Raw genomic sequence first — 16,532 nt, 5'->3', positions numbered from 1 at the left:
TTATATGGAATAATGTAGACTCTATATGAAACAGTGTGATAATATGCAGAGATGAATTAAGGGGTGAAACCAAATGAGTTCGCATTTTTCCAATCATTCCTATAACAATCTGGATCTCAATCTATACACATGTGGCAAAGAGAGCTGTACCAGCAAACACTCTTATGGTCCAGCCATTCGAAGCGGATATATGGTGCATTTTATTTTAAAAGGAAAAGGGATCTTTAAAGTCAACGATAAAATCTATCATTTGGAGAAAAACGATGCTTTCTTTATTGAACCGAAGGTTTTAATTTACTACGAAGCGGATGAGCTTGACCCATGGGAATATGCCTGGATTGGTTTTAATGGGGTGCAAGCAAAAGAATATCTAAGCCGGACCTGTATCCATAGGGACAATCCCATTTTCCGGTTTGAAGCGGAGGGCAGCCTTGCCCGCTGTATGGAGAGCATCGTGGTTTCTTCTACGCTGAAATCCAACAAAGACCTGTTGCTTACATCCAAGCTGTATGAATTTCTGTATCTGATGTTTGAACTTTACCCTAATCAGGAAGTCAACCCTGAGGTAAGACAGCAGCGGTATATTAAAGAAGCGCTTCTCTTCATTCAACAAAACTACTCACACTTCATTACCGTAAGTGATATTGCTAAGTACATTTCAATTGACCGTTCGTATTTGCATCGTTTATTTAAACAGCAACTAAATAAGTCACCGCAGGAATTTTTATTACATTTGAGGATGGAAAAATCGTGCTCCCTATTAAGAAATACTTCCCTTAAAATCGGAGATATTGCTCGGTCTGTAGGGTATAAAGATGTACTCCTATTCTCCAAGATGTTCAAAACGGTCAACAAGGTAACTCCATCCGAATACCGAAAAAATCACCAAAAATAACACCTTCGCTAGCAAGTAAGTTAGGCATATTCCTCCCAGAAAACAGAAAAATAGCGGCAGCATGGATCAACCTCATGTCCATACTGCCGCTATTGTCAAAAGAAAATAAAGTTCTAGACTGAAAAATAAAGTATTAGACTGACGTTGCTTCATTAAGCTAACGAGCAGATTAGCACAACCAAGATAAGATAAGTAGATTTCGTCTGCTATAATACCTACATCGACTATGAATGGAAGGGGATTGAGCAATCAATGCTTTTAGAAGAGGAAGCTCCCACATTATTGAGGGAGGTTTACTAGTTGAAAACTTCAAATTGAAACGGAAGAGAAAACATAAGAGCAGGTTAGATGAATTACGGAGGAATGAAAATGTATTTAGATAAATTCATATTGCCTATAGATGAAGAATCCTCATTGATAGAACAAAGAATGGCATACAATGGCGGTAGGTTTGGATATGTCGACGAAACTTACCCATGTGGCATTTTCTCAAAAAATCGGTTTTCCGAATTGAGCTTTTCAAAAATCACAATTTTATATGGAGGAAACGGCTCGGGGAAAAGCACACTTCTAAATCTCATAGCGAATAAATTGGAACTAAATCGTATTGCACCATTCAATTCAAGTGAATTGTTCAGTTCATATGTTGAACATTGTAAATTTGAACTTGGACTTGACGACGAGGGATTTAAACATCGAATTCCAAATGGAAGTAGGATAATCACAAGTGACGATATTTTTGATTATATGCTTACAGTCCGCACAAACAACGATGAAATCGTGGATAGCACAGAAGATATAAGATCGGAATGGGGAAATCTGAAATTCGGCAATACAGTGAAAATGAATAGCATGGATGATTATGAAGCATTGAGGTTACAGGTGCTCTCAAGAAAAAAATCAATTTCACGCAGGGAGTTTATTCGCAGAGTCGCCGGCACCGAAATTAAACTGAACAGCAATGGGGAGACAGCCCTGAGTTATTTTAATTCCAAATTTAAAAATGACACATTATATTGTTTGGATGAACCGGAGAACAGTCTATCTCCTAAAATGCAGCTTGAACTTGTCAAAATGATAGAGGAAATGGCTCACTATTGCGGATGTCAATTTATCATTGCAACGCACTCACCGTTTTTACTGGCGATGGAGTTTACAAAAATATATGATTTAGAAGCTAATCCAGTCGACATAAAGCAATGGTGGGAATTAGAAAACCCAAAAGTGTACTTTGATTTTTTCAATAAGCATAAAGGGCTGTTTCTACACAATAAGTAAAGAAACAAGATTTGAACAAAAATATATCCGCCGCGTATATTAAAAAAAATTTGAGCTTATTTATTTATCGCTGATTACGCTAACGGGGAAACGATAGCTCAATAAATTGGCTTTTACCACGCCTTATTTAATACCAAAGAGAGCCTATCCCTTTATTAATTGGAAATGATTTAACCTCCAAATCAAAGTGATGGGCTTATTTTCTTTCTCCTAAGCACTACACTACATTAGACTGACGCTATTTCATTAAGCTAACGAGCAGATTAGTTTAAAGTCAATCGATATGAACCTTATCACAGGTAAGGTTATTTTTTTGTGCGCATTCATCAATAAAGAACAAAGCTCGCTGTCACTTCAGCGAGCTTTGTTCTTTATATGTCAAAACCAAGTCATAGTAAACCCTATTCGAGGTCTCAAGTTATCGAAAGAAATAGCGCACTTAGGCGCGTTCTCATCCGCAGGTTAAACAATATTCTCGCTGTTTAAACAGATTTAATATACACATCTGCAAAAACTTTTGCAAAGTCTTCGACCTTGACTTTACCGAGGTGGTAGTCGGTGGCACGGAGGCTGACGTAGAACTCGTCGGCGTTCTCGCAGGCGCGGTTCATTTGGGCAAAGGCATTGGCAGTGTTTTCGTGGAAGCCGATTTTTTTCATATTCTCAGCAAGAGCTTCAACGGTGATTTGTTGGTATTTGGCCTCGATACCATTCTCAGCAAGGGCATTGAGCCAGTCGTTACCTGTGGCCCAGTCACTAACAATGAACTTCGCACTTTTACCCGATGGGGTGTGAGAAATCAGGGCGTAAGCGACGTCCGCGATATCAACGGGGCTGACCCAGCCTTGTGGGATGTCAACTGAAATTGGGCTGAAGATGGTCTGCTGGGTTTTTAGGCTTTGCATGTCGGCAAAAAGATTGCTGTAAAAGCCGACAGGGCGGATGTGGACAACGTTCACGTCTTCAAGCGAGTTTAGCGCTTCTTCTGCAAAATGATAGCTGTAGAGAATGCCGGCGTTTGGGTTGTCGGCGCCGACTGAGCTGAGGTTGACGACGTTTTTTACGCCTGATTTTAGCACAGCGGCCTTATAATTTTCAGAAAGATCAATGGCGGTCTGCCACATGTCGGTGCCAGAGGCATAATTGATACCTGATATCATGAGGTAGACGACGTCGCTACCTGCAAAAGCCTGCGCGAGGAATTCGACGTCGAGGTTTGAGCCGACCGCTGGTTTGGCACCGAGCGCTTTGATGTCGGCGATACGATCTTTGGAGCTTGTGATGACGGTAACATCGTGGCCGTCTGCGATTAGGGATGGGAGGTAGTTGCGGTTAATATTGCCGAGTGAGCCGAGAACTGTGATTTTCATTGTGTAATCTCCTTTTTTAATGTGATTTCGAGAAATGGATATCGCTTATTGGGACCGTTATCCCTTCCTTGATTGGATATTCATTACAAGAGAGATTATACATCGGATAAATAAACTAAGTAAACTAATTTAATAAAATTAGTTAATTTAATAATCTTTTTAAACATTGTTTATTGATACCTCTATTTTGATATAATATGATTTGACGAGCGGTAGAGGAGGCTTCAATCGTGAGAAAACCCATGAGCGCAGATCAATATCTTAATAAAATCAAACCTGTAATTAGAAGAACCAGATTCAGCCAACTGAAAATTGACGATATCGCAAAACATATGGATATTAGTAAAGTGACGCTTTACAAGCATTTTTCATCCAAAGATGAAATCATCGAACAGGTTGTAGAGTATGGAATTCAGTACTTGCAGCAGGCTGACACCGTTGTATATGATGATTCCGTTTCATATATTGATCGCTTTCAAAAAACGTTTCTGGAATCGTTAATAGGTGTTATTTATTTATCCGATTTGTTCCTGCAAGACCTTAAGGAGTTTTATCCACGACTTTTTGAAAATATTTCCGTTGCTCAACAAAATAGAATTAAAAATTTACAATCTTTTTTTCAATCCGGTATGGATAAAAAGATTTTTAACAGAATGCACGTTGCGCTGTCCTTAGTTCAAGACGATGCTACGCTTCGGCGCATTATGGAACCGACCTTTAGTATTCAATGGTATGATCTCACCTTGAAACAAGCCGTTATGGAATTTTATAAGATGAAACAGTATCAAGTGATTAGTCCTGAGTATCTGGATACTGTTGACGATTCCGTTATCGAAAAAGAAATCATTCGTATTTTACAAACCATTTCGTGAACGCGTTCGTTTCTCCCGACTTGCTCTTATTGATGCTGTCGTCCGTTATCTGAGTAATCGTTGTAAAGTTTGTAGCTTATAACGCTAAGAAGGCCCTCCGTGTAGATGACCATTAAACTTGCCGTTACAAACAGCACGGTGAACCGTATCACAGTAAGTCATTATGCTAACGGAAAACGATAGCTCATAAAAGACAAGAAGGCAGCCGATCATAGTGATCGGCTGCCTTTGTTTAACTAACGGGCAGGATAGTTTAAAGCTTTCGATAAATCGTATGGCCTTACGAAAGACAATAAAAGCGCAGCTCATGATTGGAAAAGACCGTTTAAAAGAGCACCACCAATTCCACTGGCAATTATGCAAATTTATTAGCATTAGCGCTGCGCCACTAGGCGTACTCGTCCCATTGGGCACTGCGGAACTCATGCTGGTTGCTATACAAGAAGCGCGTGCCAATTGCGACGAGCCGTTCGCTCTATATCATTCAGCGGTTACTTTGTATATTTGGTGCAGCAGGTCGTATCCCATGCCGTCAGCCAATATGTGCACCCTGGGAACACATAATCGTCCTTTAAGTATGGCCAGATGAGATTCCCAGCAAACGCAAAGCGAGTTTCAAGCTGTGGCGTTCTTCGTGTATTCGGTCAAATAATACACGGGGAATGGGAAAGTCATTTTTTCAACTATAAACAGTTGCCTGAAAGGGCAGAGAGGATTTCCTGTGTTGTCCGGGTACGCCCGATGCGTGGAAAAATGAAATTTTTTACGTAATCATGCCCGGTTTCGGAAAATCCAGTCATAGCATCAATCGCCAAAATCAGCTGATACCCATGCATAAACGCTTCCCGCGCAGTCGTATCAACGCCCAACTCAGTAGCGATGCCGCATAAGACGATGGTATCAATTCCCCGGCGGCGCAACTGAAGGTCGAGCTCCGTTCCGTAAAAAGCCCCCCATTGCTTCTTCGTGATGATATGGTCTGTCTCGGTGACCCGCATTTCCGGGACGATTTGATCCCATCCTTCAGGCAGATTCAGGGGTGGTCCAGGCGAATCCAACTTAGGACGCGGGATATCCTTCAAATCTTTACTAGATACCCGGACCAGTGCAACCATTGAGCTTTGCTCACGGAAAGTATCTGCCAAGGCTGCGGCGTTAGACACTACCTGCTCAGCAGAATAAGGGGCGTATTGATTTCCTATCCACTTTTGCAAGTCAATAACAACCAACGCTGTTTTTTGTGGATCCCATAATCGTTCCATTCTGTATGTTCTCCTCATCTCTTCGATTTGACCGTATGTTTAATTACGCGAACATATAGTCATTTGACTTCATGTTTCGTATTTTGTACTATAATTCATGAATAGTCAAGGGGGAGATTTTTCTTATGAGTGTGACAAGGGAAGAGGTTTTAAAATCGGCGATGAAGCTTTTTAAGGAACATGGGTTTCTTTCGACGACGATACAGGATATTGCCGAGGATTGCGGTATTGCCAAAGGATCAGTCTATAAATATTTCCCTTCCAAGGAAGACCTCTTCAGCGAGGTGTTTGATCAATGCCATAACGCCTATTTTGATCAAGTCGATGAACTGAAACGCTTTCCCGAACTCTCGCCAGAAGAGCAGTTTCTGCAGCAGATCATTCTGCGATTCCGTTATTTTATGGAATACAAGCATATTCTGATCGAATTCACGGAGCTCCCCATCCAACAGGATCCCAAGTTCCAGCCGCTTAGACACAAGGTTAGAGGGCGGCTCATCCGATGGCATAAAGAGTGCTTGATACAGGTTTATGGCGAAGAAATTTATCCGTTCCTGTGGGATTTGGTTTCCATCTATCGTGCGATTCTGAAGGAGTACTTATTTTGGATCGTTTATGAAGAAAAGTCTCTATCGCTTGAGGAAACGGCAAGGTTCATTTTGGATAAGCTCAATGTGCTCGTTAAGCATATGATGGCCTCTAACCTGAAGCCTCTGCTAAAACAGGCTTCGTTCGAGAGGTATTTAAGCTGGGGGCTCGAGGACCGCCAAGGGGAGAGAGAGCAGTTCCTTACCGAGCTGTTCCGGGAGATGGATTCGGCCCTTAATGTTCTTCCATCCGGCGCAAAACATCGTTCGGAGTTGAAAGAGGTTTACCATTTTATCCAGAACGAAACTCGTAAAGCGGAACCGAACTTCCCGTTGCTGCAAGCTTCGCTCTACTTTTTGGAGAGAGAGAAAGAGCTTAAAAGTCAGGTCATCCAGTTAAGGAATATTATTTATTCAGGTAGGGGGAGATAGCTTGTTATGTGAAATCAAATCTAACCCCATTGGGGACAAGAGCGAAGACTCTAGGGGTGGAGAGAACAATACGCGAGAAAGGTACGTCTAATGTTGTTACGGTTAGCGAGCATTCCGCTAACGGGAAAGGTTAGTTCAAGGGAAACAGCGACAGTCTAGGACTTTATTTTCTCGTCCTTAGTTGTCGCCGTTTCCATTTTATAGGATAAATTAAATACTTTGTCTTTTACTGACAGTTATTTCATTAACATCAGTTCCCTTTTTGCTTCGCATAATACTCGGTGATCAGATCGAGGAACACCTTGGGAAACGCCAAGGTGGCCATATCGGCTTCGCTGATCCAGCGGTACCCCGCTGGCAGCACATTGCGCGCGTGCTCCGTCTGCTCAGCCAGCGCAATTAACGCACCTGGCTTCGCTCCGGTGCTGTAGCTGGCCCGCTGCTCGGCAGCCAGCGGGGGGCCTCCCGCCTCCTCGGCAGGGGCGGCGACCTCCTCACACTGGAACACACGCAGATTCCAGTGAATGTGGCTGAACGTGTGCTCCGCCTCACGTACAAACCGCACCGGGCGCGCAAGCACGCCCTCTGCCAGCAAATGAGCCGCCAGATGGTCCATGGCGGGCTCATCTGGCACCGGGCCGTTGTCAGCAAGCTCATGCGGCAGCTCCCACATGCGGGCCAACAGGCCCTTGGCCGGGCGCTGCCGTACGAGCAGGCGGCCGGTGTTCGCTCCGCTGCCCTCGATGAGAGCGACGGAGCGCGGCTCCAGCCGAGGCGGCTTTGCCTTGGTCTTGACTGGCAGTGTCTCCTCTCGACCTGCCAGCCTGCCCGAGCAATGCTCCATGACCGGGCAGGTCAGACAATGAGGCGACTTCGGCGTACAGACCAGTGCGCCTAGCTCCATCAGAGCCTGATTAAAATCAGAGGCTCTTCCTTCGGGAATCAGCTCCCGTACCAGGCTTTCCATATGCGCCCGTGTGCTGCCCTTCATAATATCCTCTTCAATGAGAAAATAACGCGACAGCACACGCATCACATTCCCGTCCACAGCAGGCTCTGGTCGATTGAAGGCGATACTCATAATCGCCCCCGTCGTATACGGGCCTACTCCTTTCAGTGCAGCAACAGCTTGTGTATCATCCGGCACCTGTCCGCCGTGAAGCTCAACTACTTGTTTTGCCGCAGTTTGCAAATTCCGGGCCCGCGAATAATAGCCCAGTCCTTCCCATAGCTTAAGCACATCCTCCTCGGGCGCTTCCGCCAGCGCTTCAATCGTAGGAAAACGTGCAATAAAGCGATTAAAATACGGAATGACCGTATCGACACGCGTCTGCTGAAGCATAATTTCCGAGATCCAGATATAAAAAGGATTCCGATGACGTCGCCACGGCAAATCGCGTTTGTTACGCGTATACCAATTCAACAGTTCAAAGCTGAAATAACGCTTTTGTTCCAATGTATTTGTAGTCATCACATCACGTCTCCTTATATTCGACAATCACAAAAGCAGAGGCAATGTTAGGCTGATGTGTAATACTCAAGTGAATGCTGTAATTTGAGTCACCTGTATTCGGCAATCTCAGTCGATCCCACGCGGATGAAGACAAATAAACTACTGGCTTCCCCCCAGGTTCCGGTAAAATATCCATATCGCCAAACCCGATGATTTGCCCAATTCCGCAACCGAAGGCTTTGGTTATCGCTTCCTTGGCAGCAAAGCGCCCTGCTACAAACTCCGTTAGTCTACCCTTGCGTTCCACAGCAAGCTCGCGTTCTGCCGGGGTCAGCACTCGATTCAAAAACGCATCTGCATATTTACCTGCCAAAATATGAGCCATACGGCTTATTTCCAGCACATCATGTCCAATTCCGTAGATCATTTGGGTATTCTCCGTCCTTTATACTTTACTGGATCTATTGTAACAGTGCGTCCACACCCTGGCGAGTCACAAAGGCGTAAAAACAGCACCAAAATATGTTAAAATAAGAAAGGCTATAGATGAATGTTTGAAATTCAGCTGATATGCCCATTTTAAAAAAATTCCCGTAGAAAGGAAGGATAGGATGTCAGAAACCATTATTGTTGAAGCAGGTACCGAAGCAGGAACAGATGCGGTGATCCGGGCTTCCTGGTTTCCCTCTAAAAATACAGCCAAAAGCCTGCTCATCATCGCTCATGGCTACAAAGGATTTAAGGATTGGGGCATGTTCCCCTATATAGCAGAAGCCTTGAGTATGGATAACCATGTTGTGACCTTCAACTTTTCACATAATGGCATAGGTGAGGATCTGGAGAATTTTACCGAGCTGGAAAAGTTCGCACGCAACACCTATAGCCGCGAACAAGAGGATTTGGAACTATTGCTATCCAATCTGAGAGCACGCCATGAGTTCAGAGAATTGCCGTTGTTTCTGTTAGGACATAGCCGTGGCGCGGGAAGCTGCTTTGTATACGCTCTGGATCATCCCGGCGAGATTGCTGGCGTCATTTCATGGAATGGCGTAACAGATCTTGATCTGTTTACTTTACCGCAAAAAGAAGAAATGCGCGCCAAGGGGCGCAGCTATGTGGAGAACGCCAGAACCGGGCAACAGCTTCCGCTAGATGCTATCATTCTGGAAGACCTGGAACAAAATCGCCAGCGTTTTGCCATTGTAGACAGACTTGCCAACAGCCAGCTCCCAGCTGTACTGATCCAGGGAACCGAAGATTCCAAACGTCTACGAGAAGGCTCTGCCCTGCTCACATCCGTTCGTCCCGACATCGAATGGGTACAAATTCAAGGCGGCAATCATACCTTTAATACCGTTCATCCATTCCAGGGAGGCAGTCTTCCACTGGATCAGGCGATTACCGAAACCCGCCGCTTCATTGAGTGGATCGCCAATTAATTATTACCCCTTCAATACAAACGGCGATCCGCCGGGCGGATCGCCGCATTTATTTACTTCAGAATTTTGCAAAATCCTCGCTTGAGCATTTTAAAATTACATAATGATTAATGCTTAAACTCCTGGGATGCTTGTCCGCTTATGCGCAGTACGTGTAAAGAAGCTTTCCAGCTTTTCGCGTGCCGCCGGGTCAATTTCCTTGCCTTCCAGATAGTCACTGTTTGCTTCGTAGGAGATCCCCAGTTCTTTTTCATCCGTCTGGCCTTCCCACAATCCTGCTGTAGGCGCTTTGTCCAAAATGGCCTGCGGAACTCCTAGATAGCTGGCGAGCAAGCGCACCTGACGTTTGTTCAGCGTGCTAAGTGGCGTAATATCGACCGCACCATCGCCCCATTTGGTATAAAAGCCTGTGATGGCTTCGGAAGCATGATCTGTGCCAACAACGAGCAAATTCAGCTCATTCGCAAGTGCGTACTGAACCACCATCCGTGTTCTTGCCTTTACATTCCCTCTCACTTGCGGAGTAATCGAACGCTCAAGACCGATATCCTTTAACGTATGCTCCACTTCTACGGCAACCTTGTCCACGGCTTCCTTAATATTCGTTTCCCCGGCATATTTCAGGTCGAACGCTTTGGCAACCGCGTAGCTATGCTCGATATCTTCCTGTTGGCCGTATGGCTGGAATACACCCAACGTTTTGTATTCGTCTCCTTGTTCCTGCGTCAATTCATCTGTAGCCCGCTTGCACAAAGCAGCTGCTACGGCACTGTCAATCCCGCCACTGATGGCGATCAACAGCCCTTTGCTTCCCGTTTTCGTTACATACGACTTGAGGAAATCCACACGCTTACGGACCTCTGCCTCTACGTTAATCGTAGGCTGTACTCCCAATTCAGCAATAATCTGTTCCTGCAAACTCATCAGATAAGCACCTCTTTTTTAGGAATTTCCTTCACAAGCCAACATGCAAAAGCCCCGGCAAGTTTCGCAGGCGAAAAATGCGGGGCATAGCTTGAGCAGTCTTACCGGCAAAAACGATCAAATGCACTGGTCAAATCAGCAGCAATCTGATCTGCCGAACGATCCTCCACCTGATGACGCTCGATGAAGTGAACCAACTCGCCGTCTTTCAACAGCGCGATAGAAGGGGAAGACGGTGGGTAAGGTGCGAAAAATTCGCGAGCCTTTGCCGTTGCTTCCTTGTCCTGTCCGGCAAAAACCGAATACAGATGATCTGGCGTAATATCATGCTTCAGTGCTTCACCCACACCCGGGCGGCATTGGCCTGCGGCACAACCACATACCGAGTTCACAACCACCAGCACTGTTCCTTTACTATTAGGCAGCTTGGCCTCCACATCTTCAGAGGTACGCAGTTCCTGAATCCCAAGATTCGTCAGTTCATCGCGCATCGGCTGAACTGAATCTCTCATATATTGATCGAAAGACATAGACATATTCTTTCACTCCTTTTCCGAAAATCATGTATAGTACGTTTCTAATTTCATCCTTTGCCGTAGTAAAGGCATGGACATCTAAATTTCATTATACAATCTTTTTCACGTAATTTGCAAAAATCCGGCTATATTTTTGAACGATTATTTCTGTATCGGACTCATGACAGGAGGCTCAGAATGATCCCGGTAAGTCGGGACGGTTCTGCGCAATCGAACTTTAAACTGCGTGCCCATTCCCTCCACCGAATCTACGGCAATCGTACCGTGATGACGCTCCACTATACTTTGACATAAGGCCAGACCCAGACCTGTACCTTTCGTTTTGGTGGTGTAAAAAGGTTGGAACAGCTTTTCAAGCTGTTTTTGCGAAATTCCAGGCCCTGTATCCTTTACTTCCAGTTCCACGAAATCCCCTTCCTCATGAGTAGAAATGGTCAGCACTCCCTTTTCCCCCATGGCTTCCATCGCATTACGCGATAAATTAAGCAGCAATTGCTTTATTTCCTTAGGGTTCAAATGCAGCATCGTCACATGATCCTCCAGCTTTAGATCAATCGTCTGCCCCCTCAGATTCGCATCTGCCCACAATAAAGGCGTCAGTTCGCGAATAATATCATGCAGATGACATTGCTCCTTCTCGACAATTCGATTCTGGGCCAGTGAAAGAAAATCGTTAATAATCCCGTTCGCCCGGTCAAGTTCCTCCATCACAATGCGGTAATAATGGTTGAGGGATTCTGGGCTTTTCTCACGCATAAGCTGTAAAAAACCACGCACAACCGCCATCGGATTACGTATTTCATGAGTAATGCCCGCTGCCATCTGTCCAACCAGGCTGAGCCTCTCGAAATTGCCCAGCTCACTGCGCAGCGTCTCAAGCTCTGTAATATCTTGCAGGGCGATAATGACGCCTGTCGTTTGGTTTACATGTTTATCCCGAATAGGAAGGAAACTGGAGAAGAATACTTTGGGAGTAACATTTATAAAATCAGCACCCGCCTCTCCTTCCAATGCTTTCGCAACTCGTTCGTTAACCACAGGTAAAGTGTCAAAACCATATAACGTGCTCAATGGACGACCCACTATCTCAGGCAGTGTAATGTAGGGATCGTAGTTTCGATAGAGTTCCAGCATCGTTTTGTTCATATGTATAACTCGTTCTTCGCTGTCCAGAGTAACAAGAGATAACGGCATCAAATCCATAACTTGACGCAGCTTATCCACTTCAATTAAGTATTTGCTCGTAAACTCAGTCACATCACGCCGAAGCGTCAGTTTCTCAAAGGCATTATGCATTAGACTCACGACCGTAAAACTTGCCAGCACCCCTGCACCCATATTCCAAAACGTTGTAAGTAAGTCAGGAATGTATACAGAAACATCCTGTTTGCCCCACAGTAGCGGAAATATCGCCTTAAACAGCATATCAGCCACAACATATGCAGAGATCAGGAGCTTTTTGTCCAGCAATGTTCCTCTTTGAAAAAACTTGACATGCAGGAGCATAAAAGGAAAAAGGATAAAACCAGTGCCCACATACATTGGGGACATTTCTGTCGACTGGGCTATAATCAGGACACCCATCAGTGCGGAAGCAGCGAGCACAAAGGCAGTGCGACGTCTACCGTACATGATGCCAACAGCAAGGGGAATAATACCGAGATTAGAAGGTAGACCATACGGAGACTGATATTGAAAGAGTGTACATAGCAATATGGCTGGTAAGCAACACAAATACAGTATTCCTTGAGTGGGTCCAGGAAGCAGATTGCCGCCCCAAACCTTTTTCTTATCCCCATAATCCGTTAATATAGAGAAAAAACCCGCCGATATAACGGCAAGGAGAACTTGGAGCACACTTTCCTTCAACGCAATTAACAAGGACTTCTCCCCCTCATCATCTTTCCTTGACGCCGTTAGTTGAATTAAAGCACAGGCTACAATATATTACAATATATGTGTTAAAATTCCGGTATAGAACGACAAAATCTGCTAAATACCAGATGTATATAAGAAGATCGTTTTTACGCGTTTTAAAATCCTGTAAATTGAAAAATATACACGTTTACCGTGCCCTTAGGTTATCTAAAATGACGGTATTGCGATATGATGAAAAATTGGTTACGCCGTTCTGAATTTTTTGAAAATTTGTCGACGAAAAGGAAGAGGTTTATGACTTACGACGTTATTGTGATCGGAGGCGGCTCAGCCGGATTAATGGCTGCTGCCGCTGCCAGCAGTGAGGGCGCCAAGGTGCTTTTACTTGAAAAAGGAAATAAACTCGGGCGAAAGCTGGGGATCTCTGGTGGAGGCCGTTGCAATGTCACGAATGCCAAAGAGCTGGACGAACTCATTCGGCACATCCCCGGCAATGGCCGTTTTCTGCACAGTGCACTGGCGGATTTTGGCAATCGGGATATCATCGCCTTTTTTGAACAGCTGGGTATAGCCTTAAAGGAAGAAGACAATGGGCGTATGTTTCCAGTGACGGACAAAGCCAAAACAGTAGTCGATGCTTTGATTAACAAGGTACGCTCTCAAGGAGTCGAAATTCGGACAAGTCGTCCTGTTCAAGAGGTTATTTACAAAGAAGGTCATACAGCTGGGGTACGGCTGCGTTCCGGTGAAATCCTACATAGCCGTAATGTCATTGTAGCCGTCGGTGGCAAGTCCGTCCCGCATACCGGCTCGGAAGGTGACGGCTATGCATGGGCAGAACAAGCGGGGCATACCATTACGGAGCTGTATCCAACAGAGGTGCCATTGACCTCAGGCGAAACGTTCATCCAGACGAAAGAGCTTCAGGGACTATCCTTACGCGACATCAGTCTGACCGTATGGAATGCGAAGCAAAAGAAAGTTGTCGTCCATGAAGGAGATATGATTTTTACACATTTCGGTCTATCTGGCCCAACTGCTTTGCGGTGCAGTCAATTTGTCGTCAAGGGAATGAAAAAAGATAAGGTAAACACGGTGTTATTGACTCTCGATTTGCAGCCTCATAAACATGCCGATGAAGTCTACCGTGAGACGCTGGAGTTGGCATCGGTCGATGCTAAAAAAGCGATCAAAAACGTGCTTAAGCCTTATTTACCGGAACGCTTGATTCCATTGTTGCTCCAGCAAGCCGAACTGCGTGAGGACTTGACCTATGATCATATTCCCAAGCAGCAATGGCAAGAACTTGCTCATCGCATTAAGGCGTTTCCAATCCGTGTGAACGGTACGCTCTCTCTGAAGGAAGCATTTGTTACCGGGGGCGGTGTGAATTTGAAGGAAATTAATCCGAAAACGATGGAGTCCAAGCTGATGCCTGGATTGTTCTTCTGCGGTGAGATTCTCGATATTCACGGTTACACAGGTGGTTATAATATTACAGCGGCGTTTACGACAGGGCATACAGCAGGGACACAAGCGGCCGTAAGCGATTAAGACGCTGCGCGTAGAACTTGATCTTACGATCGCTGTTGCCACGGGATTCTCTTGATTATATAAAACATTTAAGGGTAAGAATTCCGTGGCAAAGGCGAACGCTGTCGCTTCTTCAGATTCAAATCCTCCGCTGCGCTGCATACCACCACTGCATCCTCATTTTTTGGGGGAGATAGGAAAAGGAAATGAAAAAGACTTAAATCAGTTGAATTGCTGAGTTAAGTCTTTTTTTGAGTAATCGTGTATTGAACAAGCTCTATCTTGTTTTGACATTTGCCGCTATCTTAAACCTCAATAATGATAGGTAAAATCATGGGTCTTCTCTTCGTCTGATTGTAAATGAACCGACCAACATCATCTTTTAACATCTGCTTAATCAGTCCCCACTGACTCATTTCGATTTCTGTTAGCTCGTTCACTGTGGACATAATCGTGTCGTGGATCTGACTCATGAGCTCTTCGGAATCCTTAACATATACAAAGCCTCTTGAAATGACCTCTGGCGCTGCGAGCATTTGCTTCTCATTTTTACTCAACGTCATCACAATAATCAGCATTCCGTCTGAAGAAAGTTTTTTACGGTCACGCAGGACAATATTACCTACGTCACCGGTCACCAACCCGTCTACCAAGCTATTGCCGGCTGGTACTTTAGGCCCCAGGGATGCCCTTCCCTCTTCAATTTGAATCGTGTCACCGTTATGGACGATAAATACATTCTCCATCGGAATCCCCACAGACTCCGCTAGCTGACGATGCTGATACAGCATTCTGAATTCACCATGTATAGGAATCAAATACTGTGGTTTCATCAAAGTCATCATTAATTTCAGTTCTTCCTGGCTACCATGACCGGATACGTGCATTCCTGTAGAGCTGCCTGATCCATAAATAACCTGGGCACCCAGCACATACAGGTTGTCAATGACCTGGGAAAGGTTTCGCTCATTCCCCGGTATGGCTCCCGCAGCAATGATGACCGTATCACCAGGCAAAATTTCGATTTTGGGATGCAGGGAATTGGCTAAACGTGACAATGCGGCCATCGGCTCTCCCTGGCTTCCGGTACATAAAACTGCAATTTCTTCTGCGGGAAACCGCTCTGTTTCTCCCGCCTCAATCAGTAAATCCTCAGGCATATGCAAGAAGCCCAGCTCCTTGGCCACTGACACCACATTTATCATACTGCGTCCGAGTAAAACCAGTTTCCTGCCAGTTTCCACAGCCGCATCAATGATTTGCTGGACACGGTTAACATTAGAAGCGAACGTGGAGATAAATACCTGCTGTTTGGCTCTGGCAAATGCATCTAGAATATGCCCGCCAACCAAACGTTCTGAAGGGGTAAATCCTGGCCTTTCCGCATTTGTACTTTCGGAGAGCAGCACTTTCACCCCCTTCTTTCCTATTTCAGCCATTCGATGAAGATCCGGAAAAGGTCCGCTTACGGGAGACATATCGAATTTGAAATCGCCGGTATGAACCACATTTCCTTCCGGTGTCTGAAAAAAGACACCCAAGCAATCTGGGATACTGTGGACCGTGGTGAAAAAGGATGCCTGAATCGTTCCCGCTTGAACGGTTGAATCCGCATCTATAAGATGAAGCTCGGCATCACGCAAAAGGTTATGTTCCCTTAGCTTAATCTTAATTAATTCGATGGTGAGCTTTGTCCCATAAACAGGCATGTTAATCTGCTTGAGCAGATAGGGAATACCTCCGATGTGATCCTCATGCCCATGAGTCACAATGAGCGCTCTGACTTTATCCTGATTTTCCAGCAGATAGGTGACATCGGGCACAATAAGGTCAATACCAGGCAAGTTCTCATCAGGAAACTTCGAACCACAATCGATTACGACGATATCCTGATCGTATTGGATGAAATACATGTTTTTCCCGATTTCATTCACACCGCCTAGAGCAGCAATGAGTAATCTATTATCACCAAGCATCAAGTTTATTTCCTCCTTAGAAAAAGGCTATCCATATTATTCATTTTCCACGTAAACTTATACACAAAAAGAAACCCTTGTCTCTAAAGACAGGGGT

At 45.0% G+C, this 16,532-nt stretch carries 14 protein-coding genes; 6 read left to right on the top strand and 8 right to left on the bottom strand.

What is annotated here, in order from left to right; genetic code table 11:
- Nucleotides 1–73: 73 nt before the first annotated feature.
- Together MKX46_RS19275 and MKX46_RS19270 are read left to right on the top strand one after the other, a co-directional pair.
- Nucleotides 74–895, top strand: a complete 822-nt coding sequence (locus MKX46_RS19275; RefSeq protein ID WP_039270637.1) for an AraC family transcriptional regulator — start codon at nt 74–76, stop codon at nt 893–895.
- A gap of 348 nt (nt 896–1,243) precedes the next feature.
- Nucleotides 1,244–2,173 carry an AAA family ATPase gene (locus tag MKX46_RS19270; protein WP_090738462.1) on the top strand — a complete coding sequence of 310 codons (930 nt, stop codon included), beginning with the start codon at nt 1,244–1,246 and terminating at the stop codon, nt 2,171–2,173.
- 482 nt (nt 2,174–2,655) lie between these two features.
- Here MKX46_RS19270 and MKX46_RS19265 read toward each other — a convergent pair whose 3' ends face one another.
- On the bottom strand, nt 2,656–3,543 hold the full coding sequence (locus MKX46_RS19265) for an NAD(P)H-binding protein (RefSeq protein WP_069011272.1): 888 nt from the start codon (nt 3,541–3,543) through the stop codon (nt 2,656–2,658).
- 230 nt (nt 3,544–3,773) lie between these two features.
- On the opposite strand from MKX46_RS19265, the gene MKX46_RS19260 reads away from it, so the two are divergent.
- A complete protein-coding gene (locus MKX46_RS19260; RefSeq protein ID WP_029515793.1) occupies nt 3,774–4,415 on the top strand; it encodes a TetR/AcrR family transcriptional regulator in 642 nt (213 codons plus the stop codon).
- A gap of 683 nt (nt 4,416–5,098) precedes the next feature.
- Here the strand turns inward: MKX46_RS19260 and MKX46_RS19255 are convergent.
- Complete coding sequence (locus MKX46_RS19255; protein WP_029515795.1) at nt 5,099–5,677, bottom strand: hydrolase; 579 nt, start codon at nt 5,675–5,677, stop codon at nt 5,099–5,101.
- 125 nt (nt 5,678–5,802) lie between these two features.
- On the opposite strand from MKX46_RS19255, the gene MKX46_RS19250 reads away from it, so the two are divergent.
- Nucleotides 5,803–6,696: a TetR/AcrR family transcriptional regulator gene (locus tag MKX46_RS19250; RefSeq protein ID WP_165148399.1), complete on the top strand. Its 894-nt coding sequence runs from the start codon at nt 5,803–5,805 to the stop codon at nt 6,694–6,696.
- Nucleotides 6,697–6,946: 250 nt separating this feature from the next.
- Here the strand turns inward: MKX46_RS19250 and mutY are convergent, their stop codons facing one another.
- Nucleotides 6,947–8,167 (bottom strand): A/G-specific adenine glycosylase, encoded by a 1,221-nt coding sequence (mutY, locus tag MKX46_RS19245; RefSeq protein WP_165148396.1) that lies wholly within the window; start codon nt 8,165–8,167, stop codon nt 6,947–6,949.
- 4 nt (nt 8,168–8,171) lie between these two features.
- Nucleotides 8,172–8,576 carry a holo-ACP synthase gene (gene acpS / locus MKX46_RS19240; protein WP_029515799.1) on the bottom strand — a complete coding sequence of 135 codons (405 nt, stop codon included), beginning with the start codon at nt 8,574–8,576 and terminating at the stop codon, nt 8,172–8,174.
- A gap of 184 nt (nt 8,577–8,760) precedes the next feature.
- On the opposite strand from acpS, the gene MKX46_RS19235 reads away from it, so the two are divergent.
- Nucleotides 8,761–9,588 carry an alpha/beta hydrolase family protein gene (locus tag MKX46_RS19235; RefSeq protein ID WP_029515800.1) on the top strand — a complete coding sequence of 276 codons (828 nt, stop codon included), beginning with the start codon at nt 8,761–8,763 and terminating at the stop codon, nt 9,586–9,588.
- 114 nt (nt 9,589–9,702) lie between these two features.
- Here the strand turns inward: MKX46_RS19235 and nadE are convergent, their stop codons facing one another.
- The 3 genes from nadE to MKX46_RS19220 all read right to left on the bottom strand — a co-directional run bounded on the left by nadE (nt 9,703) and on the right by MKX46_RS19220 (nt 12,929).
- The gene (gene nadE, locus MKX46_RS19230) at nt 9,703–10,512 is read right to left on the bottom strand and encodes an ammonia-dependent NAD(+) synthetase (RefSeq protein WP_025722646.1); all 810 of its coding nucleotides are present in this window, start codon (nt 10,510–10,512) and stop codon (nt 9,703–9,705) included.
- A 101-nt stretch (nt 10,513–10,613) separates the two neighbouring features.
- Nucleotides 10,614–11,048, bottom strand: coding sequence for a BrxA/BrxB family bacilliredoxin (locus MKX46_RS19225; RefSeq protein ID WP_029515801.1), 435 nt, complete (start codon nt 11,046–11,048; stop codon nt 10,614–10,616).
- A gap of 141 nt (nt 11,049–11,189) precedes the next feature.
- Nucleotides 11,190–12,929 carry a two-component system sensor histidine kinase NtrB gene (locus tag MKX46_RS19220; protein ID WP_039270619.1) on the bottom strand — a complete coding sequence of 580 codons (1,740 nt, stop codon included), beginning with the start codon at nt 12,927–12,929 and terminating at the stop codon, nt 11,190–11,192.
- 291 nt (nt 12,930–13,220) lie between these two features.
- Here MKX46_RS19220 and MKX46_RS19215 point away from each other — a divergent pair, with 291 nt between their 5' ends.
- The gene (locus tag MKX46_RS19215; protein ID WP_029515803.1) at nt 13,221–14,480 is read left to right on the top strand and encodes a BaiN/RdsA family NAD(P)/FAD-dependent oxidoreductase; all 1,260 of its coding nucleotides are present in this window, start codon (nt 13,221–13,223) and stop codon (nt 14,478–14,480) included.
- A gap of 284 nt (nt 14,481–14,764) precedes the next feature.
- Here the strand turns inward: MKX46_RS19215 and MKX46_RS19210 are convergent, their stop codons facing one another.
- Nucleotides 14,765–16,435 (bottom strand): ribonuclease J, encoded by a 1,671-nt coding sequence (locus MKX46_RS19210; RefSeq protein ID WP_341071913.1) that lies wholly within the window; start codon nt 16,433–16,435, stop codon nt 14,765–14,767.
- Nucleotides 16,436–16,532: the final 97 nt, after the last annotated feature.

This window comes from Paenibacillus sp. FSL P4-0113, from assembly GCF_038009305.1.
Taxonomy (GTDB): Bacteria; Bacillota; Bacilli; order Paenibacillales; family Paenibacillaceae; genus Paenibacillus; species Paenibacillus polymyxa_D.
The sequence above is the reverse complement of the archived record's forward strand: the minus strand, read 5'-3'. Positions and strand labels throughout refer to the sequence as shown.

Bases quoted from the DNA above. Each gene is read 5' to 3' on its own strand.
- mutY (WP_165148396.1), bottom strand. From the start codon at position 8,167: ATGACTACAAATACATTGGAACAAAAGCGTTATTTCAGCTTTGAACTG.
- MKX46_RS19225 (WP_029515801.1), bottom strand. From the start codon at position 11,048: ATGTCTATGTCTTTCGATCAATATATGAGAGATTCAGTTCAGCCGATG.
- MKX46_RS19250 (WP_165148399.1), top strand. From the start codon at position 5,803: ATGAGTGTGACAAGGGAAGAGGTTTTAAAATCGGCGATGAAGCTTTTT.
- acpS (WP_029515799.1), bottom strand. From the start codon at position 8,576: ATGATCTACGGAATTGGACATGATGTGCTGGAAATAAGCCGTATGGCT.
- MKX46_RS19270 (WP_090738462.1), top strand. From the start codon at position 1,244: ATGAATTACGGAGGAATGAAAATGTATTTAGATAAATTCATATTGCCT.
- MKX46_RS19265 (WP_069011272.1), bottom strand. From the start codon at position 3,543: ATGAAAATCACAGTTCTCGGCTCACTCGGCAATATTAACCGCAACTAC.
- nadE (WP_025722646.1), bottom strand. From the start codon at position 10,512: ATGAGTTTGCAGGAACAGATTATTGCTGAATTGGGAGTACAGCCTACG.
- MKX46_RS19235 (WP_029515800.1), top strand. From the start codon at position 8,761: ATGTCAGAAACCATTATTGTTGAAGCAGGTACCGAAGCAGGAACAGAT.
- MKX46_RS19210 (WP_341071913.1), bottom strand. From the start codon at position 16,435: ATGCTTGGTGATAATAGATTACTCATTGCTGCTCTAGGCGGTGTGAAT.
- MKX46_RS19255 (WP_029515795.1), bottom strand. From the start codon at position 5,677: ATGGAACGATTATGGGATCCACAAAAAACAGCGTTGGTTGTTATTGAC.
- MKX46_RS19275 (WP_039270637.1), top strand. From the start codon at position 74: ATGAGTTCGCATTTTTCCAATCATTCCTATAACAATCTGGATCTCAAT.
- MKX46_RS19215 (WP_029515803.1), top strand. From the start codon at position 13,221: ATGACTTACGACGTTATTGTGATCGGAGGCGGCTCAGCCGGATTAATG.